Origin of the sequence: Geodermatophilus dictyosporus (genome assembly GCF_900115505.1) — a bacterium.
In the GTDB taxonomy this organism is placed as follows: domain Bacteria; phylum Actinomycetota; class Actinomycetes; order Mycobacteriales; family Geodermatophilaceae; genus Geodermatophilus; species Geodermatophilus dictyosporus.
The window spans coordinates 44,715-67,153 of sequence record NZ_FOWQ01000006.1; the positions used below are offsets into that span (position 1 = coordinate 44,715).

General features: G+C 76.3%; 25 protein-coding genes and 1 tRNA gene. 15 read left to right on the top strand and 11 right to left on the bottom strand.

Annotation, left to right across the window (positions count from 1 at the left end; genetic code table 11):
- The first annotated feature begins 145 nt into the window (after nt 1–145).
- Nucleotides 146–1,417 (top strand): phosphoserine phosphatase SerB, encoded by a 1,272-nt coding sequence (gene serB, locus BMZ33_RS14950; RefSeq protein WP_091112050.1) that lies wholly within the window; start codon nt 146–148, stop codon nt 1,415–1,417.
- Nucleotides 1,418–1,546: 129 nt separating this feature from the next.
- Here the strand turns inward: serB and BMZ33_RS14955 are convergent, their stop codons facing one another.
- Both BMZ33_RS14955 and BMZ33_RS14960 read right to left on the bottom strand, forming a co-directional pair.
- Nucleotides 1,547–2,113, bottom strand: coding sequence for an isochorismatase family protein (locus BMZ33_RS14955; protein WP_091112054.1), 567 nt, complete (start codon nt 2,111–2,113; stop codon nt 1,547–1,549).
- 20 nt (nt 2,114–2,133) lie between these two features.
- On the bottom strand, nt 2,134–3,417 hold the full coding sequence (locus tag BMZ33_RS14960; protein WP_091112056.1) for a nicotinate phosphoribosyltransferase: 1,284 nt from the start codon (nt 3,415–3,417) through the stop codon (nt 2,134–2,136).
- A gap of 73 nt (nt 3,418–3,490) precedes the next feature.
- On the opposite strand from BMZ33_RS14960, the gene clpS reads away from it, so the two are divergent.
- Nucleotides 3,491–3,787: an ATP-dependent Clp protease adapter ClpS gene (gene clpS, locus BMZ33_RS14965; protein WP_091112057.1), complete on the top strand. Its 297-nt coding sequence runs from the start codon at nt 3,491–3,493 to the stop codon at nt 3,785–3,787.
- Nucleotides 3,784–4,281, top strand: coding sequence for a DUF2017 family protein (locus tag BMZ33_RS14970; protein WP_091112059.1), 498 nt, complete (start codon nt 3,784–3,786; stop codon nt 4,279–4,281). The genes clpS and BMZ33_RS14970 overlap by 4 nt, the downstream gene beginning before the upstream one ends.
- On the opposite strand, the gene BMZ33_RS14975 is transcribed toward BMZ33_RS14970, so the two are convergent.
- A complete protein-coding gene (locus BMZ33_RS14975; protein ID WP_091112062.1) occupies nt 4,220–4,576 on the bottom strand; it encodes a hypothetical protein in 357 nt (118 codons plus the stop codon). The two genes, BMZ33_RS14970 and BMZ33_RS14975, sit on opposite strands and share 62 nt — an antisense overlap.
- Nucleotides 4,577–4,662: 86 nt before the next feature.
- On the opposite strand from BMZ33_RS14975, the gene BMZ33_RS14980 reads away from it, so the two are divergent.
- The 7 genes from BMZ33_RS14980 (at nt 4,663) to BMZ33_RS15010 (ending at nt 9,690) form a co-directional block, all read left to right on the top strand.
- Nucleotides 4,663–5,136: a M67 family metallopeptidase gene (locus tag BMZ33_RS14980; RefSeq protein ID WP_091112065.1), complete on the top strand. Its 474-nt coding sequence runs from the start codon at nt 4,663–4,665 to the stop codon at nt 5,134–5,136.
- Between the two features lie 169 nt (nt 5,137–5,305).
- A complete protein-coding gene (locus tag BMZ33_RS14985; protein ID WP_089406223.1) occupies nt 5,306–5,584 on the top strand; it encodes a MoaD/ThiS family protein in 279 nt (92 codons plus the stop codon).
- A gap of 44 nt (nt 5,585–5,628) precedes the next feature.
- On the top strand, nt 5,629–6,579 hold the full coding sequence (locus BMZ33_RS14990) for a PLP-dependent cysteine synthase family protein (RefSeq protein WP_091112067.1): 951 nt from the start codon (nt 5,629–5,631) through the stop codon (nt 6,577–6,579).
- Nucleotides 6,576–7,298: an HAD-IA family hydrolase gene (locus BMZ33_RS14995; RefSeq protein ID WP_169064370.1), complete on the top strand. Its 723-nt coding sequence runs from the start codon at nt 6,576–6,578 to the stop codon at nt 7,296–7,298. The genes BMZ33_RS14990 and BMZ33_RS14995 overlap by 4 nt, the downstream gene beginning before the upstream one ends.
- 67 nt (nt 7,299–7,365) lie before the next feature.
- Nucleotides 7,366–8,103, top strand: a complete 738-nt coding sequence (locus tag BMZ33_RS15000; RefSeq protein ID WP_091112695.1) for an MBL fold metallo-hydrolase — start codon at nt 7,366–7,368, stop codon at nt 8,101–8,103.
- Between the two features lie 52 nt (nt 8,104–8,155).
- On the top strand, nt 8,156–9,109 hold the full coding sequence (locus tag BMZ33_RS15005) for a DNA polymerase domain-containing protein (RefSeq protein WP_091112070.1): 954 nt from the start codon (nt 8,156–8,158) through the stop codon (nt 9,107–9,109).
- Between the two features lie 101 nt (nt 9,110–9,210).
- The gene (locus tag BMZ33_RS15010; protein WP_091112699.1) at nt 9,211–9,690 is read left to right on the top strand and encodes a DUF4262 domain-containing protein; all 480 of its coding nucleotides are present in this window, start codon (nt 9,211–9,213) and stop codon (nt 9,688–9,690) included.
- Between the two features lie 17 nt (nt 9,691–9,707).
- Here the strand turns inward: BMZ33_RS15010 and gndA are convergent, their stop codons facing one another.
- Nucleotides 9,708–11,144 carry an NADP-dependent phosphogluconate dehydrogenase gene (gene gndA / locus BMZ33_RS15015; protein WP_091112073.1) on the bottom strand — a complete coding sequence of 479 codons (1,437 nt, stop codon included), beginning with the start codon at nt 11,142–11,144 and terminating at the stop codon, nt 9,708–9,710.
- Between the two features lie 131 nt (nt 11,145–11,275).
- Here gndA and BMZ33_RS15020 point away from each other — a divergent pair, with 131 nt between their 5' ends.
- Nucleotides 11,276–11,866 carry a QsdR family transcriptional regulator gene (locus BMZ33_RS15020; protein WP_169064371.1) on the top strand — a complete coding sequence of 197 codons (591 nt, stop codon included), beginning with the start codon at nt 11,276–11,278 and terminating at the stop codon, nt 11,864–11,866.
- Between the two features lie 23 nt (nt 11,867–11,889).
- Here the strand turns inward: BMZ33_RS15020 and bcp are convergent, their stop codons facing one another.
- Nucleotides 11,890–12,378 carry a thioredoxin-dependent thiol peroxidase gene (bcp, locus tag BMZ33_RS15025; protein WP_091112076.1) on the bottom strand — a complete coding sequence of 163 codons (489 nt, stop codon included), beginning with the start codon at nt 12,376–12,378 and terminating at the stop codon, nt 11,890–11,892.
- A gap of 46 nt (nt 12,379–12,424) precedes the next feature.
- Entirely contained in the window at nt 12,425–12,829 is a 405-nt protein-coding gene (locus BMZ33_RS15030) for a YjbQ family protein (protein ID WP_169064372.1), read from the bottom strand.
- A gap of 73 nt (nt 12,830–12,902) precedes the next feature.
- On the opposite strand from BMZ33_RS15030, the gene rph reads away from it, so the two are divergent.
- The gene (gene rph / locus BMZ33_RS15035) at nt 12,903–13,640 is read left to right on the top strand and encodes a ribonuclease PH (RefSeq protein WP_091112081.1); all 738 of its coding nucleotides are present in this window, start codon (nt 12,903–12,905) and stop codon (nt 13,638–13,640) included.
- Complete coding sequence (gene rdgB / locus BMZ33_RS15040; protein WP_091112085.1) at nt 13,637–14,278, top strand: RdgB/HAM1 family non-canonical purine NTP pyrophosphatase; 642 nt, start codon at nt 13,637–13,639, stop codon at nt 14,276–14,278. Before rph ends, rdgB begins: the two co-directional genes overlap by 4 nt.
- On the opposite strand, the gene BMZ33_RS15045 is transcribed toward rdgB, so the two are convergent.
- Complete coding sequence (locus BMZ33_RS15045) at nt 14,256–14,786, bottom strand: hypothetical protein (RefSeq protein ID WP_091112089.1); 531 nt, start codon at nt 14,784–14,786, stop codon at nt 14,256–14,258. The genes rdgB and BMZ33_RS15045 overlap by 23 nt on opposite strands.
- Nucleotides 14,783–16,714 carry a glycosyltransferase gene (locus BMZ33_RS15050; RefSeq protein ID WP_091112710.1) on the bottom strand — a complete coding sequence of 644 codons (1,932 nt, stop codon included), beginning with the start codon at nt 16,712–16,714 and terminating at the stop codon, nt 14,783–14,785. Before BMZ33_RS15050 ends, BMZ33_RS15045 begins: the two co-directional genes overlap by 4 nt.
- A gap of 221 nt (nt 16,715–16,935) precedes the next feature.
- Between BMZ33_RS15050 and BMZ33_RS15055 the strand changes: the two genes are divergently transcribed.
- A complete protein-coding gene (locus BMZ33_RS15055) occupies nt 16,936–18,033 on the top strand; it encodes an HPP family protein (protein WP_091112093.1) in 1,098 nt (365 codons plus the stop codon).
- A gap of 3 nt (nt 18,034–18,036) precedes the next feature.
- Here the strand turns inward: BMZ33_RS15055 and BMZ33_RS15060 are convergent, their stop codons facing one another.
- Complete coding sequence (locus BMZ33_RS15060; protein WP_091112095.1) at nt 18,037–18,930, bottom strand: hypothetical protein; 894 nt, start codon at nt 18,928–18,930, stop codon at nt 18,037–18,039.
- A gap of 230 nt (nt 18,931–19,160) precedes the next feature.
- Between BMZ33_RS15060 and BMZ33_RS15065 the strand changes: the two genes are divergently transcribed.
- Entirely contained in the window at nt 19,161–20,081 is a 921-nt protein-coding gene (locus BMZ33_RS15065) for a DUF6910 family protein (RefSeq protein ID WP_091112099.1), read from the top strand.
- Between the two features lie 21 nt (nt 20,082–20,102).
- On the opposite strand, the gene BMZ33_RS15070 is transcribed toward BMZ33_RS15065, so the two are convergent.
- Complete coding sequence (locus BMZ33_RS15070) at nt 20,103–22,175, bottom strand: GDSL-type esterase/lipase family protein (RefSeq protein ID WP_091112102.1); 2,073 nt, start codon at nt 22,173–22,175, stop codon at nt 20,103–20,105.
- Nucleotides 22,176–22,340: 165 nt separating this feature from the next.
- Nucleotides 22,341–22,421, bottom strand: a tRNA-Leu gene (locus BMZ33_RS15075).
- Between the last annotated feature and the right edge of the window lie 18 nt (nt 22,422–22,439).

Sequence of the window (22,439 nt, forward strand, 5' to 3'; positions counted from 1 at the left end):
CCGGGAGCCTGCGAGGGGCCGGTTCCAGGACGTCACCTGCGACGCCCCGTCGGCTCCGGCCGGCGGGGCGTCGCGGTGTCCGGGGCCGACCGGACGCCCTGCACCGCCCGGCGGCCGGTACCGGGCGGTGCGGCACGATGGCGCCGTGTCGCTCGACCCCGCACCCCGCACCCCGCCGGCGACCGCCGCACCCGGCCCTCGCGCGCTGCTGACGGTCACCGGGGCGGACCGGCCCGGGGTCACCGCCCGGCTGTTCGCCGCGCTCGCCGAGGGTGCCGACGGGGTCCCGCCGGTCGAGGTGCTCGACGTCGAGCAGGTCGTCGTGCACGGGCAGCTGGTCCTCGGCGTGGTCCTGGGCAGCGCGCCGGTCGAGGGGCCGGTCGGCGCAGCAGCCGAGGAGGCCGCCTTCCTCGAGGGGCTCGGCCGCCTCGCTGCCGGGGTCGGCGCGGCCACCGGCGTCCGGGTGGAGGTCGAGTCGGCGTCCGGCGGCGGTCCCGACACCGCCCGCGCGGGGCGCCCGCACCACGTGACCCTGCTCGGCCGGCCGGTGCCGCCCGGCGCGGTCGCCGGTGCGGCCACCGCGATCGCCGGCGTGGGCGGCAACATCGACGCCATCCGCCGGCTCTCGGACTACCCGGTCACCAGCTTCGAGCTCACCGTCTCCGGCGCCGAGGCCACCGCACTGCGCACTGCGCTCGGCGCCGTCGCCGCGAGCACCGGCGCCGACATCGCCGTCGAGCAGGTGGGCCTGACCCGGCGCAGCAAGCGGCTCATCGTGCTCGACGTCGACTCCACGCTGGTCCGCGGCGAGGTCATCGACGAGCTCGCCGCCCGCGCCGGTCGCGCCGCCGAGGTCGCCCGCATCACCGCCGCGGCGATGAACGGCGAGCTGGACTTCGCCGAGTCGCTGCGCGCCCGCGTGGGCGCGCTGGCCGGACTGCCGGTGGAGGTGCTCGACGAGGTCCGCGAGCACCTCGAGCTCACCCCCGGCGCCCGCACGCTCATCCGGACCCTGCAGCGACTGGGCTTCCGCTGCGGCATCGTCAGCGGCGGCTTCACCCAGATCACCGACCCGCTGGCCGCCTCCCTGGGCCTGGACTTCGCCGCGGCCAACACCCTCGAGGTGGCCGGCGGGGAGCTCACCGGCGGGCTGGTCGGCGAGATCGTCGACCGCGCCGGCAAGGCCCGGGCCCTGGCCCGCTTCGCCGCCGAGCACGGCATCCCGCTGGACCAGACGGTGGCCGTCGGGGACGGCGCCAACGACCTCGACATGCTCAACGCCGCGGGTCTGGGCATCGCCTTCAACGCCAAGCCGGTGGTGCGCGAGCAGGCGCACACCGCGCTGAACCAGCCCTACCTGGACGCCGTCCTGCAGGTCCTCGGCTTCACGAGGGACGAGGTCCTCGACGCGATGTGACCGGTCGGCCTACCGGCCTCCACCGCGATCACGCGCCGTGCCCCTGGTGCACGGAGCCCTGCCACGGCGTCCCGAGCGGGAGCCTCCGGCCCCGCGCTCGGTCCGTCGTCCTTCGCGGGGCGGCTCACCTCAGGTCCGGTGGACCGAGCCCTCCAGCTCCACCCCGGCGGTGCGCAGTTGGTCGAGCGCGGCCTCGGTCGAGGCCTCGGAGACGCCCGCGGTGAGGTGCAGCAGCACCCGCGTGGCGAACCCCGCGGCGACGGCGTCGAGGGCGGTGGCCCGCACGCAGTGGTCGGTGGCGATGCCGACGACGTCGACGGCGTCCACGCCCTGCCCGCGCAGCCAGTCGGCCAGCGGCGTCCCGCCGGCCTGCCCCTCGAAGCCGGAGTAGGCCGCCGCGTACTCGCCCTTGTCGAACACCGCCTCGATCGGGTCGCGGTCCAGCGCCGGGTGCAGCTCCTCGCCGCCGGTGCCGACGACGCAGTGCGCCGGCCAGGTCTCCAGGAAGTCCGGCCGCTCGGCGAAGTGGCCGCCGGGGTCGACGTGGTGGTCCCGGGTGGCGACGACGTGCGCGTACCCGGCCGACCGCACGTGCTCGCTGATCGCCCCGGCCACGGCCGCCCCGCCGGCCACCGCCAGGCTGCCGCCCTCGCAGAAGTCGTTCTGCACGTCGACCACCACCAGCGCGCGGGTCATCGCGGCTCCTCCGTCCGGGCTCAGGCCGTCACCGTCTCCAGCACCGGTTCCCCGCGGGAGAGCGCCCATGCCTCGGCCGGCAGTGCCTCCCGCACGCGGCGGTGGTGGGCGGCCGCCGCGGCCAGCGCCTCGGGCGGCGACGCCGGGGCCACGACCTCCCCGGCGCGCACCAGGTCGAGGACCAGCGGGCGGTCGCCCTCCCGCGGCTCCACCGGTCCGCTGCTCACCACCTCCGCGGTCGCCGTGCCGTCGGAGTCGTGCCGGCGCAGGGCGGTCTTGCGGCCGCCGACGGAGTTCTTGCCCTCCGACCGCTTGGCCACCGGCACCCCGTCGCGCTCGACGAGCTTGTAGACCATGCCGGCCGTCGGGGCGCCCGAGCCGGTCACCAGCGAGGTGCCGACGCCGTAGCCGTCGACCGGGGCGGCCATCAGCCCGGAGATGGCGAACTCGTCGAGGTCGCTGGTCACGATGACCCGCGTCGAGGTGGCGCCGAGCTCGTCGAGCTGCCGGCGGGCCGCGGTGGCCAGCGTCGGGAGGTCGCCGGAGTCCAGCCGGATCGCGCCGAGCTGCGGGCCGGCCACCTCGACGGCGTTGCGGATCCCCTGGACGACGTCGTAGGTGTCGACCAGCAGCGTGGTGCCCACCCCGAGGGCGTCGACCTGCGCGGCGAAGGCGGCCTTCTCGTCGTCGTGCAGCAGCGTGAAGGCGTGCGCGCTGGTGCCCGTCGTCGGCACGCCGTAGCGCCGCCCGGCCTCCAGGTTGGAGGTGGACACGAAGCCGACCAGGTGCGCGGCCCGCGCGGCGGCGACGGCGGCCTGCTCGTGGGTGCGGCGCGAGCCCATCTCGATGCACGGCCGCTCGCAGGCCGCGGCCACCATGCGCGCGGCGGCCGAGGCGATCGCGCTGTCGTGGTTGAGCACCGAGAGCACCAGCGTCTCCAGCAGCACGCCCTCGGCGAAGGGCGCCCGCACGGTGAGCACGGGGGAGCCGGGGAAGAACAGCTCCCCCTCGGCGTAGCCGCACACGTCCCCGCCGAAGCGGAAGTCGGCCAGCCAGTCGAGCAGCCGGGCGTCGTCGAGGCCCTGGTCGCGCAGCGCGGCCAGCTCGTCGTCGCCGAACCGGAAGTGCGGCAGCGCCTCGAGCAGCCGCCCGGTGCCGGCGACCACGCCGTAGCGGCGGCCGTGCGGCAGGCGCCGCGCGAACACCTCGAAGACGCAGTCGCGGTCGGCGGTGCCGTCGGCGAGGGCGGCGGCGACCATGGTCAGCTCGTACCGGTCGGTGAGGAGGGCGGGACCCGTCGGCATGGGACCGGAGCCTAGGTCGGCCGCGGCGGGCGGACCCGGTGAGCCCGGGGAGGCGTCGTCCTATGGTGGTCGGATGGCCGGACCGCTCGCGCCGACACGGACGCCCGAGACCACGGTCGAGGAGACCGCCGACCTCGACCGGCCCTGGGTCACGATCGTCTGGAACGACCCGGTGAACCTGATGACCTACGTGACCCACGTGCTGCGGGAGCTGTTCGGCTACGACGAGCCGACGGCGACCACGCTGATGCTGCAGGTGCACGAGGAGGGGAGGGCCGTGGTCAGCTCCGGCCCGCGGGAGCGGATGGAGCACGACACCAGCCGGCTGCACGCCTACGGCCTGTGGGCCACCTACCAGCAGGACGCATGAGGCCCTTCCGCCGCAAGCGGGACGACGTCGTCGCCCGCCTCGAACCGGCCGAGGCCGGCGTCCTCGGGCTGCTCCTCGACCAGCTCGAGCAGCTGCTCACCGCCGACGCCGACGACGTCGACGGCGACCCGGTCATGGCGCGGCTGCTGCCGGCCGGGCACCGCACCGACCCGGAGATCGCCGCCGACTACCGCGACCTGACCGAGTCGGCGCTGCGCGCGGGCAAGACCGACGACCTGGCCGCCGTCCGGGCCTCCCTGCCCGCCGGGGGTGGCGAGGTGCGCCTGGACCCCGACCAGGCCGGGGCCTGGCTGCGCACCACCAACGACCTGCGGCTGGCCCTGGGCGAGCGGATCGGCGTCACCGAGGAGACCGAGCCGCCCGAGGACCCCACCGGCGAGGAGGGCCAGCAGCTGGCCGTCTACTACTGGCTCACCGCGCTGCAGGGGTCGCTCGTCGACGCGGTCGCCGCCGGTCGCGCCGGCCGAAGGTGAGCAGGACCAGCACCGCGAGCAGCAGGTCGAGGACGAAGAACACCGACACCAGGCTGGGCATCTCCAGGTCGCGGACCCACGCCCCGACGGCGCAGACGAGCACGACCACCGACAGCATCAGCAGGAGCAGCCAGGTGAGCGCGCGCGAGGTCACCAGCAGCACGAGTGAGACGCGGTCGGCGGTGACGTCGCTGCTGTAGTGCCCGGCCCGCCGGGTCAGTCCGCCGGCGCCGAGCCACAGCGCGGGCAGGGCGAGCAGCGTCACGCCCACGACCATGACCAGCTCGAGCACCACGGGTCCGCACCGTATCGGTGGACGGCGGGCCCCGGCCGGGCCACCGCCCGGGACCGGGGTCCGGGCCGCCGCCTAGACTGGACGTCGTGCTGCGCATCGACCGCGCGACCTACGACGCCATCGTGGCCCACGCCCGGGAGGACCACCCGGACGAGGCCTGTGGCGTCGTCGCCGGCCCCGAGGGCAGCGACCGGCCCGAGCGGTTCATCCCGATGCTCAACGCCGCGCGGTCACCCACGTTCTACGAGTTCGACTCGGCGGACCTGCTGCGGCTGTACCGGGACATGGACGACCGGGACGAGGAGGCGGTGGTCGTCTACCACTCGCACACCGCCACCGAGGCGTACCCCTCGCGGACCGACGTCAGCTACGCGTCCGAGCCGAACGCGCACTACGTGCTCGTCTCCACGCGCCACCACGGCGAGCGGACCGGGCTCGAGGGCGACGACGTCGAGTTCCGCAGCTTCCGGATCGTCGACGGCCAGGTGTCCGAGGAGGACGTCGAGGTCGTCGAGTCCTACCTGTTCGGCCACTCGCCGACCACCGTCGTCTACGACTGAGCAAGGACCCCGTCCTCCCCACCCCTCGCACGCTCGGGGCAGGGCCCTGGACGGGGCCGGCCGCGGGGCGCGGAATCCCCGGCGGCCGGCGGGCGTTGCCCGCACCGAGAAGCGCCGCACCGACGGCGTCCCCGCACGTCCCGACCCCACCCGAGGAGAACCGCACACCATGGCCATCGAGGTCCGGATCCCGACCATCCTGCGCACCCACACCGGCGGCAACAAGACCGTCGAGGGCAGCGGGGACACCCTGGCCGCGCTCGTCGACGACCTCGACGCCAAGCACCCGGGCCTCAAGGGCCGGCTGGTGACCGAGGAGGGCAAGCTGCACCGCTTCGTCAACGTCTACGTCAACGACGAGGACGTGCGGTTCACCGGCGCGCTCGACACCCAGGTCAAGGACGGCGACTCCGTCACCATCCTCCCGGCGGTCGCCGGCGGCTGCTGACGCCGTCCCGCCGTCCCCTCCCTCGCACTCCCGGAAGAGCACCCATGGCCCGCTTCGCCTCCCTCGTCGACTCCCTCGGCGGCACGCCGCTGGTCGGGCTGCCCTCGCTGTCGCCGACCCCCGACGTGCGGCTGTGGGCCAAGCTCGAGGACCACAACCCCACCGGGTCCATCAAGGACCGTGCCGCCATCTCGATGATCGAGGCGGCGGAGAAGGAGGGGACGCTCTCACCCGGGGACACCATCCTGGAGCCGACCAGCGGCAACACCGGCATCTCACTGGCGATGGTCGCCCGGCAGCGGGGCTACCGGCTGATCTGCGTCATGCCGGAGAACACCTCCGTCGAGCGCCGCCAGCTCCTGCAGATGTACGGCGCGCAGATCATCAGCTCGCCGGCGGCCGGGGGCTCGAACCAGGCCGTGGCGATGGCCAAGGAGCTCGCCGCTGAGCACGACGACTGGGTGATGCTCTACCAGTACGGCAACCCGGCCAACGCCGAGGCGCACTACACCGGCACCGGCCCGGAGATCCTCGCCGACCTGCCCTCGATCACCCACTTCGTCGCGGGCCTGGGCACCACCGGCACGCTCATGGGCTGCTCGCGCTACTTCCGCGAGCACAAGCCCGACGTCCAGGTGATCGCCGCCGAGCCGCGCTACGGCGAGCTGGTCTACGGCCTGCGCAACATCGACGAGGGCTTCATCCCCGAGCTCTACGACGCCTCGCTGCTGGACTCGCGCTTCTCCGTGGGCCCCGAGGACGCCATCCACCGCACCCGGCAGCTGGTCGAGCGCGAGGGCATCTTCGCCGGCATCTCGACCGGCGCGATCCTGCACGCGGCGCTCGGCATCGCCGACAGGGAGGTCGCGGCGGGGCGCCGGGCCGACATCGTGTTCATCGTCTGCGACGGCGGCTGGAAGTACCTGTCCACCGGCGCCTACGCCGGCACGCTCGACGAGGCCACCGCGGCCCTCGAGGGCCAGCTCTGGGCGTGAGGGAGGACCCTGCTGCTCCCCACCGCTCGCAGGCTCGCGGCGGGCCCCTGCAGCAGGGCCGTCCCCGTGACCTCATCCTCCCGGCGCGCGGGCTGCTGTTCGACAACGACGGCGTGCTCGTCGACTCCGACGCCGCGGTGACGACGTCCTGGTCACGCTGGGCGCTCGAGCAGGACCTCGACCCTGCCGGGGTCATGGCCGTGGTGCACGGGCGGCGGTCGGCCGACACGGTCGCCGACCTCGTGCCCGGGGAGCGGCGGGTCGCAGCGACCGCGCTCATCGACCGCTACGAGCTCGAGGACGCGCAGACCGTGCCCGCCGTCGCCGGCGCCGCCGACCTGCTGGCCTCCCTCCCGGCCGCGGTGTGGGCCGTGGTCACCTCCGGCACCCCGGCCCTGGCGACCGCCCGGCTGACCGCCGCCGGCCTCCCGCTGCCGGAGACGATGGTGACCGGTCCCGACGTGCGCGCGGGCAAGCCGGACCCCGAGTGCTACCGCCTCGGCGCGCGGGCCCTCGGCCTGCGGCCGGAGGACACCGTGGTGCTCGAGGACAGCCCCGCCGGGGTCGCCTCGGGGCGGGCGGCCGGGGCCCGGGTCCTCGGGATCGGCGAGCGGGCCCTCGGGTGCGGTGCCGACGTCGTCGTCCGGGACCTCACCGGACTGCGCTGGGCCGACGGGCTCCTGCTGGTGCCCGCGGCGGCTGTGCTGCAGCCCACCTGAGCCCGGCCGCTAGCCTGGCGCCCGCCATGGGGAGCGAGCGCGGGGACGGCCGGCAGGGGTGCGCGGCGTGAGGCTGACCGTCGTCGGGTGCTCGGGCAGCGGGCCGGGGCCGACGTCCGCCGCCTCCTGCTACCTGGTCGAGCACGACGGCTTCCGCGTGCTGCTGGACCTGGGCAACGGGGCGTTCGGGCCGCTGCAGGCGCTGGCCGACCCCGACACCGTCGACGCGGTCTACCTCTCCCACCTGCACGCCGACCACTGCCTCGACGTCGCCCCGCTGGTGGTCTGGCACCGCTACTCCGGCCGCGCGTCGGGCCGCCGGTTGCCGCTGATCGCCCCGGCCGGTGCCGACCGGCGGCTGGCCCGCGCCTACGACGCCGACGGCGCCCCGCTCACCGACGTCTTCGACTTCGCCGTCACCCCGGTCTCGGCGGTGCTGGGGCCCTTCCAGGTGCAGACCGCCCGCACCGCGCACCCGGTCGAGTGCCACGCCATCCGGCTGACGGCGCACGGCAGCTCGCTGGTCTACACGGGTGACACCGGGCCCAGCCAGGCCGTCGTCGACCTGGCGTGGGGCGCCGACGTGCTGCTGGCCGAGGCCGCCCACCCCGAGCGCGACGACCTGCCGCCGGACCTGCACCTCACCGGCCGCCAGGCGGGCGAGGCCGCCGCGGCCGCCCGGGTGCGGCGGCTGCTGGTCACCCACGTGCCGGCCTGGGTCGACCCGGCCGCCCAGCTGGCCGGGGCGCGGGCGGTGTTCCCGGCGGCCGAGCTGGTCCGCCCGGGCGCCACCTACCAGATCTGAGGCCCGCGGCGCCGCCCTTGCCGCGCCCGCGGGGAGGCGGCACGGTGGGCCGGTGGTCGACGACGAACGGGACGGCGTCCGGCTGACCAGCCTCGACGCGCCGCTGGGCGACGGTCTCGGGGTGACCAAGGGCGACCTGGTCGACCACCTCGACGCGTTCGCGGACCGCCTGGTGCCGCAGCTGGCGGGCCGGCCGCTGTCGGTCAAGCGGGTGCGGCCGGGCCAGGAGCCGTTCATGCAGCGCAACGTCGCCAAGGGCGCGCCGGACTGGGTGCGGACCGTGCCCGTGTGGTCCTCCGGTGCGCACCGCGAGGTGCACCAGGTGCTCTGCGACGACCGCCGCACGCTGCTGTGGCTGGCCAACCAGCGGGCCGTGGAGTTCCACGTCCCGTTCTTCCGCGCGGGTGCGGAGACCGCGCCGACCGGCATCGTGCTCGACCTCGACCCGCCCGAGGGCGCGGACTTCGACGTCGTCGTGCGGGCCGCGGAGCTGGTGCGGCGGGCGCTGGCCGACGCCGGGCTGGCCGGTGCGGTGAAGACCAGCGGGTCCAAGGGCGTGCACGTCGTCGTCCCGGTGCGCGGCGTCGGCCCCGAGGACGCCGCGGCCGCCACCCGGGCGCTGGCCGCCCGCGCGGCCGCGCTCGACCCCGACCTGGCCACGACGGCCTACATCCGCGAGGACCGGCACGGCCGGGTGTTCCTCGACTCCACCCGCTCGGGCTCCTCGACGATCGTCGCCGCCTACAGCCCCCGCATCCGCCCCGGACTGCCGGTGTCGGCGCCGGTCGCGTGGGCGGACCTGCCCGGGCTGCGGCCCGGCGACGTCACCGTGGCCACGGCACCCGGGCGGCTGGGGGACGGCGACCCGTGGACGGCGCTGCTGCCGGACCCGCAGGAGCTGCCCGCCGACCTGGTCGCCCAGGGGCACACGATCCCGGTCGCGCGGGTGGCCGCGATGCACGAGGGCAAGCGGCGGGCGCGGGCCAGGCGGGCCGCCGAGGGCTGAGCACCGACGATCCGCCCTCCGCCGTCCACAGGAGGTGCGCCCGTCCACCACCGGTCGTGCGCGGGCGCGTCCTGTCGGTGCCGGCCCGCAGGCTCCCGGCCATGAGCACGGACCCGCACACCACCGCCTGGCTCGACCAGGAGGACGCCCACCTCGCCGCCGTCATCCGCCGCGCCCGCTTCGCCGTGCAGTACGTCGGCCCGGGGGAGGGCCCGGGCGAGCCGGCCTTCGGCTACACGATCGGCCTGTTCGGCCTCGGCCACCCCGAGCTCGTCGTGGTCGGCCGGGGCGCCTCGGCCACGCACATGCTGCTCGACGCGGCGGCCGGGCAGGTCCTCGCCGGCCGGTCGCTGGTGCCCGGTGAGCTGGTCGAGGCCGCCGGTGAGGCGCTCCTCGTCGAGGAGTGCCCCAACCCCGGGGACGTCCTGCTCGGCGCCAACCGCTGGTACCAGCGGCCGGCCGAGTACTCCGTGCCGGCCCAGCAGCTGGCGTGGGCCTCCCCGCCCGGCTGCTGGCCGTGGGACGCCGGCTGGGACGGCGGCGCGCACGGGCAGCCGCGGCCGGGCACCTGGACGGCGTGAGGACCGGCCGCGGGCGCTCAGCCGACCGGCCGCTCGCTGCGGTCCTCCGACCAGAGGGTGTGGAAGGAGCCCTCCCGGTCGACCCGCCGGTAGGTGTGCGCCCCGAACAGGTCGCGCAGCCCCTGCACCAGCGCGGCCGGCAGCCGCTCGGCGCGCAGACCGTCGTAGTAGGCCAGGGCGCTGGCGAAGCCGGGCGCCGGGACCCCGGCGCGGGCGGCCTCGACGACCACGGTGCGCCAGCCCTCCTGGCACTGCGCGACGGCGTCGCGGAAGTAGGGGTGCACCAGCAGCGTGGTCAGGGCCGGGTCGTCGGTGAACGCCTGCCGGATCCGGTCGAGGAAGCGGGCGCGGATGATGCAGCCGCCGCGCCAGATGGTGGCCAGCGCCGCCCGGTCGACGTGCCAGCCGTGCGCCTCGGCCCCGGCGGCGACCTGGTCGAAGCCCTGGGCGTAGGCGACGACCTTGGAGGCGTAGAGCGCCTGGCGGACCGCCTCGACGAACCCGTCGCGGTCGGTCACCGGCTCCGGCGGCGCGGCCGGGCCGGGCAGCGCCCCGCGGGCCGGGCCGCGCTGCTCGGCGTGCCCGGACAGCGCGCGGGCGAACACCGCCTCGGCGATCCCGCTGACCGGCACGCCCAGGTCCAGGGCCGACTGCACCGTCCAGCGCCCGGTGCCCTTCTGCTCGGCCTGGTCGAGCACGACGTCCACGAAGGGCCGGCCGGTGTCGGCGTCGACGTGCCGCAGCACCTCGGCGGTGATCTCGATCAGGTAGGAGTCGAGGTCGCCCGCGTTCCAGCCGGCGAACACCTCGCCGATCTCGGCCGGCGACATCCCCAGCCGGACCCGCAGCAGGTCGTAGGCCTCCGCGATGAGCTGCATGTCGGCGTACTCGATGCCGTTGTGCACCATCTTCACGAAGTGGCCGGCACCGTCACCGTCGACGTGGGTGCAGCACGGCGTCCCGTCGACGACCGCCGCGATGCTCTCCAGCAGCGGGCCGATCAGCGCGTAGGCCTCGGCGGAGCCGCCGGGCATGATGCTCGGCCCGAGCAGCGCGCCCTCCTCGCCGCCGCTGATGCCCGCGCCGACGAAGTGCACGCCCTTCTCGGCCAGCGCCGCCGTCCGCCGGATGGTGTCGGTGTAGCGGGCGTTGCCACCGTCGACCAGCACGTCGCCCGCGTCGAGCAGGTCCATCAGCTCGTGGACGACGGCGTCGGTCGAGGCCCCGGCCTGGACCATCACGATGATCCGGCGGGGCCGCTGCAGGGTGGCGACGAACTCCCCGGTCGAGCCGGTGGCGACGAACTCGCCCTCGTCGCCGTGCGCGGCCAGCAGCGCGTCGGTGCGCGCCCGCGTGCGGTTGTGGACGACCACCCGGCAGCCGTGCCGGGCGAGGTTGCGGGCGAGGTTGGCGCCCATCACGGCCAGCCCGGTCACACCGATCTCTTGGCTCATGCCCGGCCATGCTGCCCCACCCCGCGGGCCGGCGAGAAGTGCGCGGACGGGCCGCACGGTGCCTCCCGCCTCCGGGCCGCCCGCGGTGCCGCGGTGTCCCCGCAGCTCACCGCGGCCCTAGGCTCGGCGGCGTGATCGCGCCCCCGGACGAGGTGGTCCGCCAGGCCGCGCGCACCCTCCTGCGCGAGGAGCGCCTGGACACCACCGTGCTCGCCGCCCAGCTCGGCATCTCGCGGGTCACCCTGTTCCGGCGGGTCGGCAACCGCGACGCCATCCTCGGCGAGGCGCTGTGGTGGCTGGCGGAGCGGACGCTGCACCGGGCGGTCGCCGACCACGACGCCCGGAGGGCCGACCTGCGCGAGCCCGGCCGGCTGCGCAGCCTCGCCGTCATCGAGGACTACCGCGGCGTGCTCGGGACGGCGCCCGCGCTGCGCCGTTTCCTCGACGACGAGCCGGCCACCGCGATGCGCATCCTCACCGACCCGCGGGGCCGGGTGCAGCCGCGCCTGGTCGAGGCCTACACCGCCCTGTTCGAGCGCGACGTCGAGGAGCTCGGGCTGGTCCCGGACGTGCCGCTGCCGCTGCTGTCCTACGCGGTGGTGCGGCTGGGGGAGTCGTTCCTCTACTCCGACGTCATGGTCTCGCGCGAGCCCGACCTCAAGGCCGCGGCCACGGTGTGCGACGCGCTGGTGACCGGCGTGCTCGGTGTCCGGGCCGGCTGACCGGGCCCGGGCCCGGCCGGGGCTCAGGCCAGGCCGAGGTCGCGGCGCAGCTTGGCGACGTGCCCGGTGGCCTTGACGTTGTAGGCGGCCCGCTCCACGCGGCCCTCGGCGTCGATGACGAACGTCGACCGGATGACGCCCTGCACCTCCTTGCCGTACAGCTTCTTGGTGCCGTACGCGCCGTAGGCGGCCAGCACCCGCTTGTCCGGGTCGGAGAGCAGCGTGATGCCCAGGCCCTCCTGCTCGCGGAAGCGGTGCAGCTTCTCCGGCGGGTCGGGCGAGATGCCGATGATGTCCAGCCCGGCCTCGGCGAGCTCGCCCGCGGCGGCGGTGAAGTCGACCGCCTGCGTGGTGCAGCCCGGGGTCAGGGCGGCGGGGTAGCAGTAGACGACCACCCGGCGACCGCGGTGGTCGGCGAGGGCCACCGGGGTGCCGTCGGCGTCGGGCAGGGTGAAGTCCGGGGCCGGGTCGCCGGGCGCGAGGCGGATCGGGGCGGGCGCGGTCTCGGTCATGCCCGGCATCCTGCCGTGCCCGGGCCACCGGGCGGCAGCGGGGCGGCTACCCCGCGAGGAAGGACAGCCGCACGTGGCGCTGGGGGTTGTCCCGGTTGGTGTCGACCAGGCAGATCCGCTGCCAGGTGCCCAGCTGCAGGCGTCCCTCGAGCACCGGCACGCTCGCGTGCGGCGGCACGAACGCCGGCAGCACGTGGTCGCGGCCGTGCCCGGGGCTGCCGTGCCGGTGCCGCCAGCGGTCGTCGCGGGGGAGCAGCTCGTCGAGCTGGGCGAGCAGGTCGTCGTCGCTGCCCGAACCGGTCTCGATGACCGCCACGCCCGCCGTCGCGTGGGGGACGAAGACGTGCAGCAGGCCGTCGCCCTCGCCGCGGACGAACTCCTCGCACTCCCCGGTCAGGTCGACCACCGCCGGCACCCCGCCGGTCCGCACCGCCCGCAGCTCCGACCTCACGACGCCGATCGTGGCCCAGCCGCAGCCGTCTCGCCGGTCGGGAGGCGGCGGCGCGTCGTTAGGCTCGGCGTCCGTGACCCGCCCCGACGGCCGCACGGCCGACCAGCTCCGCCCGGTGACCATCACGCGCAACTGGCTCGACCACGCCGAGGGGTCGGTCCTCGTCGAGTTCGGCCGCACCCGGGTCCTGTGCGCGGCCAGCGTCACCGAGGGCGTGCCGCGCTGGCGCAAGGGCTCGGGGCTCGGCTGGGTCACGGCCGAGTACGCCATGCTGCCGCGCGCCACGCACACCCGCGGCGACCGCGAGTCGGTGCGCGGGAAGATCGGCGGGCGCACGCACGAGATCAGCCGCCTCATCGGCCGCTCGCTGCGCGCCTCGATCGACCTGGCCGCGCTGGGCGAGAACAGCATCGCCCTCGACTGCGACGTCCTGCAGGCCGACGGCGGCACCCGGACGGCGGCCATCACCGGCGCCTACGTGGCGCTGGCCGACGCCGTCACCTGGCTCGGCGAGCGCCGGAAGCTCGCGAAGGAGGACCCGCTGGCGCAGTCGGTGGCCGCGGTCAGCGTCGGCGTGGTCGACGGCGAACCGCGGCTAGACCTCGCCTACGAGGAGGACGTGCGGGCCGGCACCGACATGAACGTCGTCTGCACCGGCGGCGGCGGCTTCGTCGAGGTGCAGGGCACCGCCGAGGGTGCGGTCTTCGACCGGCCGACGCTCGACGCGCTGCTCGACCTCGCCGTCGCCGGGTGCGCCGAGCTCACCCGCGTGCAGCAGGAGGCGCTGCGGTCGGCGGGTGCGGCCCGATGACCACCCGCCTGCTCCTGGCCACCCGCAACGCGGGCAAGCTCGCCGAGCTGCAGCGGCTGCTGGAGAGCGCCGTCCGCGGCGTCGAGGTGGTCGGCCTGCGCGACGTCGAGGAGTACCCGGAGGCGCCCGAGACCGGGGCGACCTTCGCCGAGAACGCGCTGCTCAAGGCGCGCGAGGCGGTCCGGTACACCGGCCTGCCGGCGGTCGCCGACGACTCTGGCATCACCGTCGACGCGCTCAACGGGATGCCGGGGGTGCTCTCGGCGCGCTGGTCGGGCCGGCACGGCGACGACCCGGCCAACACCGCGCTGCTGCTGGGCCAGCTCGCCGACGTCCCCGACGAGCGCCGCGGGGCGGCCTTCGTCTGCGCCGCCGCGCTGGTCACCCCCGACGGCAGCGAGCACGTCGTCGAGCGGCAGTGGCGTGGGCGCGTGGTGCGCGAGCCGCGCGGGGGCAACGGCTTCGGCTACGACCCGGTGTTCCTGCCCGACGGCCTCGACCTCACCGCCGCGGAGCTGGCGCCGCAGGAGAAGGACGCCCGCAGCCACCGCGGCCAGGCCTTCACCGCGCTGGTGCCGGTGGTCGCCCAGGAGCTGGGCGACGGCTCCGGCGGGCTCAGCGCGCGGCCGACCAGCTGACGAAGGCCACCGCCGCGGCGGTGAGGGCGGGCGGGAAGGCCAGCACCAGCCAGGCCGCCAGCACCCGGTCGGTCCGCCACGGGCCCCGCACCCGGCCCGGCCCGCCGGACGCCGACGTGGCAGCAGTCGGCGTGGCGGTCCGGGTGGCCTGCCAGGCCTCCACCCGCGCCCACCCCGGGGCCAGGCCGCAGGCCACGGCCACGACCAGCGCGGCGGCGAGGGCGACCGGGAGGCTCCCGGGCACCAGCAGCACCACCCCGGCCATCCCGGCGCCGGCGACGAACCCGGCCACGCTCACCGCACCGAGGCAGAAGACGACGGCGTAGGCGACGGCGAGCACGGTGCAGGCCCCGGCCAGCACCTCGGTCCAGGGGCGGGCGAACAGCAGCAGGACGCCGGCCCCGAGGGCGACGAGGGCCGCGCAGGCCAGCGTCACGCGGCCCATGGGCACCGGCTCCGGCGGGAGCGGCGCCGGGACGGCGGAGCGGGCGGGCACGACGGCGCTCACCGGGGACCGCCGGCGGTCAGGTCGGCCCAGCCCAGCCTCTCGGGCCGGTCGTCGTCGGCCACCGCGGGCGGCTCGTCGCGCACGTGGCTGGACAGCCCGTGCGTCGTCTTCTCCCAGTAGAAGGGCTTCGTGAGCAGCTGCCAGGCCGCCTTGTACGACGCGACCGAGTGCAGCAGCCAGTACAGCGGCGAGAGCAGCGCGAAGGGCACCAGGCCGTAGGTGCGCCGCTTGAAGCCGGCCAGCAGCGACAGGTAGACGATCACCCCGTTGCCGAAGACCAGGTTGGCGGTGCTCACCCACAGCAGCCACTCCGGCAGCACCGGCAGCAGCGCCCCGGGCGCGGCCAGCTCGACGAGGAACAGCGCGTACAGCCACGGGGTGAGCAGGAACATCGCCGGCGTGCCGCCGATGAGCAGCCCGAAGCCGGCGGCCTGGCGCGGCCCGACGGTGCGCACCAGGTGCACCGGGCGGCGGGTGTGCACCAGGACGGTCTGCATGTAGCCCTTGATCCAGCGGCTGCGCTGCCGGATCCAGTTGCCGACGGCCATGTTGGCCTCCTCGTACGTCGTCGAGTTGACGACGGCGACGCGGTGGCCGCGGGCGGAGGCGCGGATGCCGAGGTCGGCGTCCTCGGTGACGTTGAAGGGGTCCCAGCCGCCGAGCTCGCGCAGCAGGTCGGTGCGGAAGTGGTTGCTCGTCCCGCCTAGGGGGATGGGCAGCCGCATCCGGTCGAGGCCGGCGAGGGTGTAGTCGAACCAGGACGAGTACTCGAGGGTGAACATGCGGGTGAGCACGTTCTCCCGGGCGTTGAAGTAGTTGAGCGCGGCCTGCACGCAGACCAGGTCCTCGCCGCCCTTGCGGAAGGCGACGACGGCCTTCTTCAGCTGGTCGGGGTCGGGCCGGTCCTCGGCGTCGAAGATGACGACGTGCTCGCCCCGGGCGAAGGTCAGGCCCACGTTGCACGCCCGCGGCTTGGTCTTGGGCAGCGAGTGCGGGACGACGACGATGCGCACGAGGTCCGGCGGCGCGGCGGCCAGCGCGGCCTCCAGCGTCTCGGGGTCGTCCTCCTCGAGCAGCAGGAGGACCTCCGTCTTCTCCCGCGGGTAGTCCAGCGCGGCGAGGTTGCGCATGAGCAGCCCGACGATGCCGGCCTCGCGGTAGACCGGGACGAGGATCGTGTACCGGGGCAGGTCGTCGTCGGTGAGCGCGGCGACCTCGGCGTCGGTGACCTGCTCGACGGTCTCGTAGGCGGTGCCGACCGTGCTGATCAGCGCCTTGGCGCCGACGGCGAGGGCGACGACGACGTTGACCGTCGCCACGACCACCGTGACGGTGGAGGCCGGGGCCAGCACCAGCCCGACCGCGGTGGCCAGCAGGAGCGCGACGGCGGCGGCGACCTGCGGCCACACGAACACCGTGGACGCCGACTCCTCGGGCCGGCGCTCGGCCAGCGAGCTGACCGCGTCGTGCACCAGCTCGTCGCGCCACACGGTGCGCAGCGCCCGCTGCACGTCCCAGTCGGTCGTGACCACCTGCCGGACGCGGGGGATGCCGGTGCGCGCGGTCACCTCGGCCTCGACGTGCGCGGAGGGGCGGCCGGCGGTGGCGACGACGACCCGCTCCCGGCCGTCCTCGTCGCGCTCGACCTCCAGCGGCAGCCACAGCTCGCGCGCCAGCAGCGCGGCGGGGAACAGCCGGGCCAGCTCCGGGTCGACCTGCACCGGGTCGACGAAGGCCAGGTCGGTGCCCCACACCTCGGCGAGGGCCACGTAGAGCTGCCGGCGGGTGACCAGGCCCCGTGCGAGCAGCACCGAGCCCAGGGGCTCGCCGATCCGCCGCCCCTGGGCCAGCGCGTCGCCGAGCTGCGTCGGCGTCAGCACGCCCTGGTCGACGAGGACGTCGCCGAGGCGGCGCTCGACCCGCCGCACGGGCGGCAGGGGAGGCGGCGGGGAGGACCCCCGGGCGCGGTCGGGCCGGAGCCGGGGCGGGGGAGCGGTCACCTCGGGGACATCGGCGCGCGGCCGGTCCCGGTCCAGGCAGCGGGCCGGCGCGCTCACCCGCAGGGGTGGGGACGGGATCCGGCCCGGGACCGGCCGCGGACGGCTAGGGTCCGCCGGCGCGGGCAGCGGCGCCCGCGGAGGAGGCCGGGGTGCGCGCGGACGGCAGGGCGTGGGCGACGGGGCTGCGCCCGGGGCCGGTGGGCTACCGGCGGGCGGAGGTGCTGCGCGGCGGGTTCGGCGCGCTGGTCGGCATCGCGCTGGCCGGGCTGACCGCGTCGGCGGTGCCCGGCGGGCCGGCGGGGCTGCCCTGGATCGTGGCGCCGATGGGCGCCACCGCCGTCCTCCTGTTCGCCGCGCCGGCCAGCCCGCTGGCGCAGCCGTGGCCGGTGCTGGCCGGCAACACCGTCTCGACGCTGGTCGGGGTGGCCGCCGGCAAGGTGCTCGACGACGTCACGCTCGCCGCCGCGGTCGCCGTCGGGGTGGCGGTCCCGCTGATGATGGTGCTGCGCTGCGTGCACCCGCCCGGCGGCGCGTGCGCCCTGTTCACCGCGGTCGGCGGGGCGGCGGTGCACGACCACGGCTGGGCGTTCGTCCTGTGGCCGGTCGGCGTCGACACCGTCGTGCTGCTGCTGGTGGCCGCGCTGGTGAACAACCTGACCGGCCGGCCCTACCCGCACGTGCCCGAGCCGCCGCCGCCACCCGGTGCCGACGTGCCGCCCACCGAGCGGGTCGGCCTGCGCACCGAGGACGTGCGGGCGGCGATGGAACGCCTCGACCGCGGCCTCGACGTCATGCCCGGCGACGTCCTCGCGCTGGTCCGCGAGGCCGAGGCGCACGCCCTGGACCGCCGGCTCGGGCAGCTGCGGGTCGGCGCGCTGATGGCCCGCGACGTCCGCACCGTGCAGCCGCAGGAGACGCTCTACCGGGCGCGGATGCTGATGAACCAGCACGCGGTCAAGGCGCTGCCGGTGGTCACCGAGGACCGCCGGGTGGTCGGCATCGTGACCGTGCACGACCTGTTCAACCTCGACGTCGCGGCACTGGACCCGGTGTCGCGGGTCATGAGCAGCCCGGTCGCCACCGTCGGCGTCGACACCCCGGTGTCGGAGCTGGTGGGCCTGATGGCCGACCGCGGGCTGCGGCACCTGCCCGTGGTCGGCGACGACGGCCGGCTGGCCGGGATCGTCACCCGCGCCGAGCTCGTCGCCGTCCTGCACCGCGCCCTCGTGGACGCGCAGCAGGCGTAGGGGTCAGCCGGTGGGCTCGGCGCCCGCCTGCGGCTCGCCGCCCGACGAGCCGCTCTGCCCGGAGCTGCCGCCGCCGGAGCCGGTGCCGGCGTCGGTCCCGCTGCCGGTGCCGGAGCCGGTCCCGGAGCCGGTCCCGGTGCCGGAGTCGGTGCCCGGAGCGGTGCTGCCGTCGTCGTCCGTCGTGGGCGAGGACTCCGACGTCGAGGTCGCCGGCGCGTCCGTGTCGCCGTCCTCCGTGCCGTCCTCGCTGCTGTCGTCCTCGGTGCCGCTCTCCGGGGCCTCGGAGGAGCTGGGGGCCCCGGTCGTCGGGCCGGCGGGCTCGGTGCCGTCCGTGTCGTCGGAGGAGCCGTCGCCGGTGGAGGTGCCGGAGCCGGAGGAGCCGGACGTGATCTCGCCCAGCGTCGTGGAGGACGACGCGGTCTGGGCGCCCACGAGGGCCGAGACCGGCTCCTTGGAGACCAGCTCGATCCCGGTGACGATCGCCATCCCGAGCACGAAGACCCCGGCGGCGCAGGCAGCCACCCGCGGCCAGCGCACCCGCTCCAGCAGGGGTGCGCGGCGGCGCGGCTCGGGGCGGCGCGGGTCGAGGTGGGCGGGCAGGACGGCGGTGGCCGCGTCCGGACCGGTGGCCGACCGGCGGGCCAGCTGCTCGCGCGCCTTGCGCAGCTTCTCGTTGGTGCGGTTCAGCGACTCGCTGTAGAGGGCGGCGCCGACGGTGCTGACCACGCTGGCCATCGCCGCGCCGACCACCGTGCCGGCGACGCCGAAGAAGGACAGCACCACGGCGGCGGAGACGGCGGCCAGGGCGCCGGCGGCCACCTGGACGGCGCTGATCGGCGCCTTGGGCTTCTCGTCGGGGGTGGGACGGTCGGTCTGCTCGGTGCGCGGGGAGGTCATGGGCTCCGACGGGTCGGGTCCGGAGGACGTGCGGTCGGGGGGAGAGCCCGGCGCGAGCACGTCGTCGTGCGACCGGGCCGACCCTCCGAGCCTACGTCCGCCGGCACCGGCGTTTCGCCGCTCCCGGGCGTGGCGTCCCGCTGACCTGCAGGGACGCCGGGCTGTGACATGGCCTACGTCCCGCGGGACGGCCGCGCATACGGCGGCGCCCCGGTGGGCACCGGTTCGCGGTGCGCGTGACGGTGGACGGGGTCGGGGCTCTGCGGTTCGACGACGGGACGCCGGTGCGGGCCGCCTCCGGCATCGCCCCGCTGGGGGACGGGTGGCTGGTCGCGCAGGACGACGCCACGCACGCGGCCTGGCGCCGCCCCGGCTCGGTGACCCGGGTGCGGGTGCTGCCGCCGGTCGAGGGCCACGACACCTTCGCCGCGGCGCTGGGGACCAAGCACCTCAAGCCCGACCTGGAGGTCGCCTGCCCGGCGGAGGTGGACGGCGCACCGGCCGTGCTGCTGCTCGGCTCCGGGTCCACCGCCCGGCGGGTGCGCGGCGTCCTCGTGCGGCTCGAGGACGGCCGGCCGGTGTCCGTCGCCGCCGACCTCGGCGCGCTCTACGGGCGGGTCGCCGCCGTCCTCGGGGTGCCGGCGGACCAGCTCAACCTGGAGGGCGGCAGCCGGCTCGGGGACACCGTGCGCTGGTACCAGCGCGGCAACCTGGCCGCCGGGGTGCCGTCGGCGAGCGTCGAGGTGCCGCTGGCCGGCCTGGTGGCCGCCGTCCTCGGCCGCACCGCCCCCGGGGCGGTCCCGGTGACGCGGCCGTGCCGCCACGAGCTCGGCGAGGTCGACGGGGTGGGCCTCGCCGTCACCGACGCGGTGGCGCTGCCCGACGGGCGAGAACTGCTCAGCGCGGCGGCGGAGGACACGCCCAACGCCGTCGACGACGGCCCGGTGGTCGCCACCGCCCTCGCGCTGGTCGACGGGCCGGAGGTGCTGGCCGTGGCGCGGATCCCCGAGATCGGCGGCCGGGTGCACAAGGTCGAGGGCCTCGCGCTGCGCGAGGTGCGCGGCGCGGAGGTGCACCTGCTGGCGGTGGTGGACGACGACGACCCGGACACCCCGTCGGCGGAGCTCGCCCTGCGCGCCGTCCTCGACTGAGGACACGGCGCGCGGGCCGGCTCAGTCGTCGTCGGGTGCCGTGGGACCGGACCCCCGGCGGTGCCGCCGCCAGCCGAAGACGCCGACCGCGAACACCCACGCCCCGGCACCGAAGACCCCGAGACCCAGGCCCCAGGTGAGCCCGAAGCGGCCGAGCTGCTGCAGCGCCCACGCCGTGCCCTCGGCGCGGCAGCCGTCCGCGCCGTCGTCGTAGACGCTGCAGTCGGTCACGCCGGCGACCTCCCGGCCGGCCTCCTCCACCGTCGGGGCGTAGGGGTCGTCGGGGGCGTCGACCGCCGGGTCCGGGTTGGCCGCGCGCCAGACCTGGAAGGTGCGCAGCATGGCCGCGTGGCCGCGCTCGTTGGGGTGCAGGCTGTTGTGCGACCAGTTCACCGGGTTGAAGCGCTGCTCCGGGGCACCCCTGACCGAGCGCAGGCCGACGAAGTTGATGCCGGGGCGTCCGTCGTTGAGCGGGTCGCACAGCTGGAGGTGGGCGTCCCGGAGGGCGTTGCGCATCCCCTCGAGGTAGTGGAAGCCGACCTCGTCCGCGGCCGCGCGGATGCGGCCGTTGAGGGCGTTGAGGAACTGCGTGATGAACGTGCGTTCCTCGTCCTCCAGGGCCACGTCGTCGCACGGCAGGCTGGTGCCCGACCGGTCCCGCGCGGCGATCGGCGAGGGGTAGGGGACGACGACCACGGGGACCCCGGCGAACGCCTCCCGCACCTCGGCGTAGGTCCGCCGCAGCTCGCGCTCGACCTCGTCCAGCCCGGCGAGCCAGGTGTCGCGCTCGGTGCTGCAGTCGCCCGGGGCCAGGCACATCAGGCCGATCGTCGAGAACCCGGCGTCGTTCCCGCCGATGCTCAGGACGACCAGGCCCGGCCGGTAGCCGCCCCGGTGCCTGGCGTACTGGGCCAGCTGCGTGTCCAGCCCGGCGGTGAGGTGCTCCTGCTCGCTGAGCTCCGGCGCCGGGGTTGCCGCGACGTCCGGCGGCGTCCCCGGGAGCGCCTCGGCTCGGGCGCGGACGTTGTAGGTGTCCGCGCCCGAGCAGGCGAGGAGGTCCAGCCCGCCGAAGTGCGGTTCCTGCGCCGCCAGCACGGCCCAGGCGGTGGGCGCCCGGCGACAGGTGTTGCCGCCGCCCTCGTCGGTCTCCGCGAAGAAGGTCGACGCGCCCTCTCCGGACATGTAGGAGTCGCCGAGCGCGACCAGGACGTCGTCCCTGCCCGCGGGGTGGTCCGGGGCGGCCTCCTGCCTCGGGGTGACGCCCATGAGGGCGATCACCGCGAGCACGACGACGATGTCGGCCTGGGTGGAGGAGGCGAGGGCGACCACCAGGCCGGTCAGGACCGCCAGTCCCACCAGCGCCCAGGCGGATCCCGCGGTCAGCCAGGTGACCAGCACGCCGACGGCGACGACCGCCGCGCCGGACCCCACGGCGAGCAGGCGGGACGTGCCCGCGCCCGGCCCCTGCAGGCTCCCGATCGCCGCCTCCGACGCCAGCGACACCCCGGCCGGCAGGCAGAGCAGCGCGACGACCGCGAGACCGGCCGCCACCCACCGGGTCCAGGTCGGCCCCCCGAGCGCGAGGACGGCGGCGCTCCCCAGGAACGCCACGGCCCCCGAGCCGAGGAGCACCCGGCGCAGCAGCCGCCGCGGACGGCCGTCGGCGACCTGCTGCCGGAGCGCGGCGATCAGCGACCCCGCGAACAGGTAGCCGCCCACCAGGGAGAGGAAGAGGAGGGTCCCGCCGGGCAGGTCGGGGAACCACCGCGGGCCGGCCAGGCCGACCACCGCGCAGCCCACCGCGACGGCGGCGACCCCCGCCAGCCAGAGCGGGTGCGGTGCCCACGCCCGCCCGTCGAGCGAGTCGGCGTACTGGCCGCGGACCCACACCGTCGCCAGGACGGCGAACAGCACGAACGCGACGACGACCAGGGGTCTGGCCGCCTCGGCCCGGGCGCTGACCAGCAGGAGTCCCAGGCCGGCGAGGAACGCGACCGTCCGCCGCCACTGCAGCCGCGAGACCCGCGGTCCCGCCGCCGTGCCGCCCGCGGACGTCGTCGTCCCCGCCACCGCTGTGCCGACCCCGACGGACACGGGTCCCCCCTCGGCCCGCGACCGCCGCGCTGCAGGGCGGGGCGGGCGGAGCGCAGGCTAGGACCGGTCCGGGAGGGCCGACAAGACGGTCCGTCCCCGGCGTGCCCGCGCCCGGCGGGTCCCCGGCGAGTCCCCGGCGTGCCCGCGCCCGGCCGGTGGCTCGTGTGCGGGAGGCGGGAGTCGAACCCGCACGCCCGAGGGCACCAGATCCTAAGTCTGGCGTGGCTGCCGTTACACCACTCCCGCGTGGCCGCCGAGTGTAGG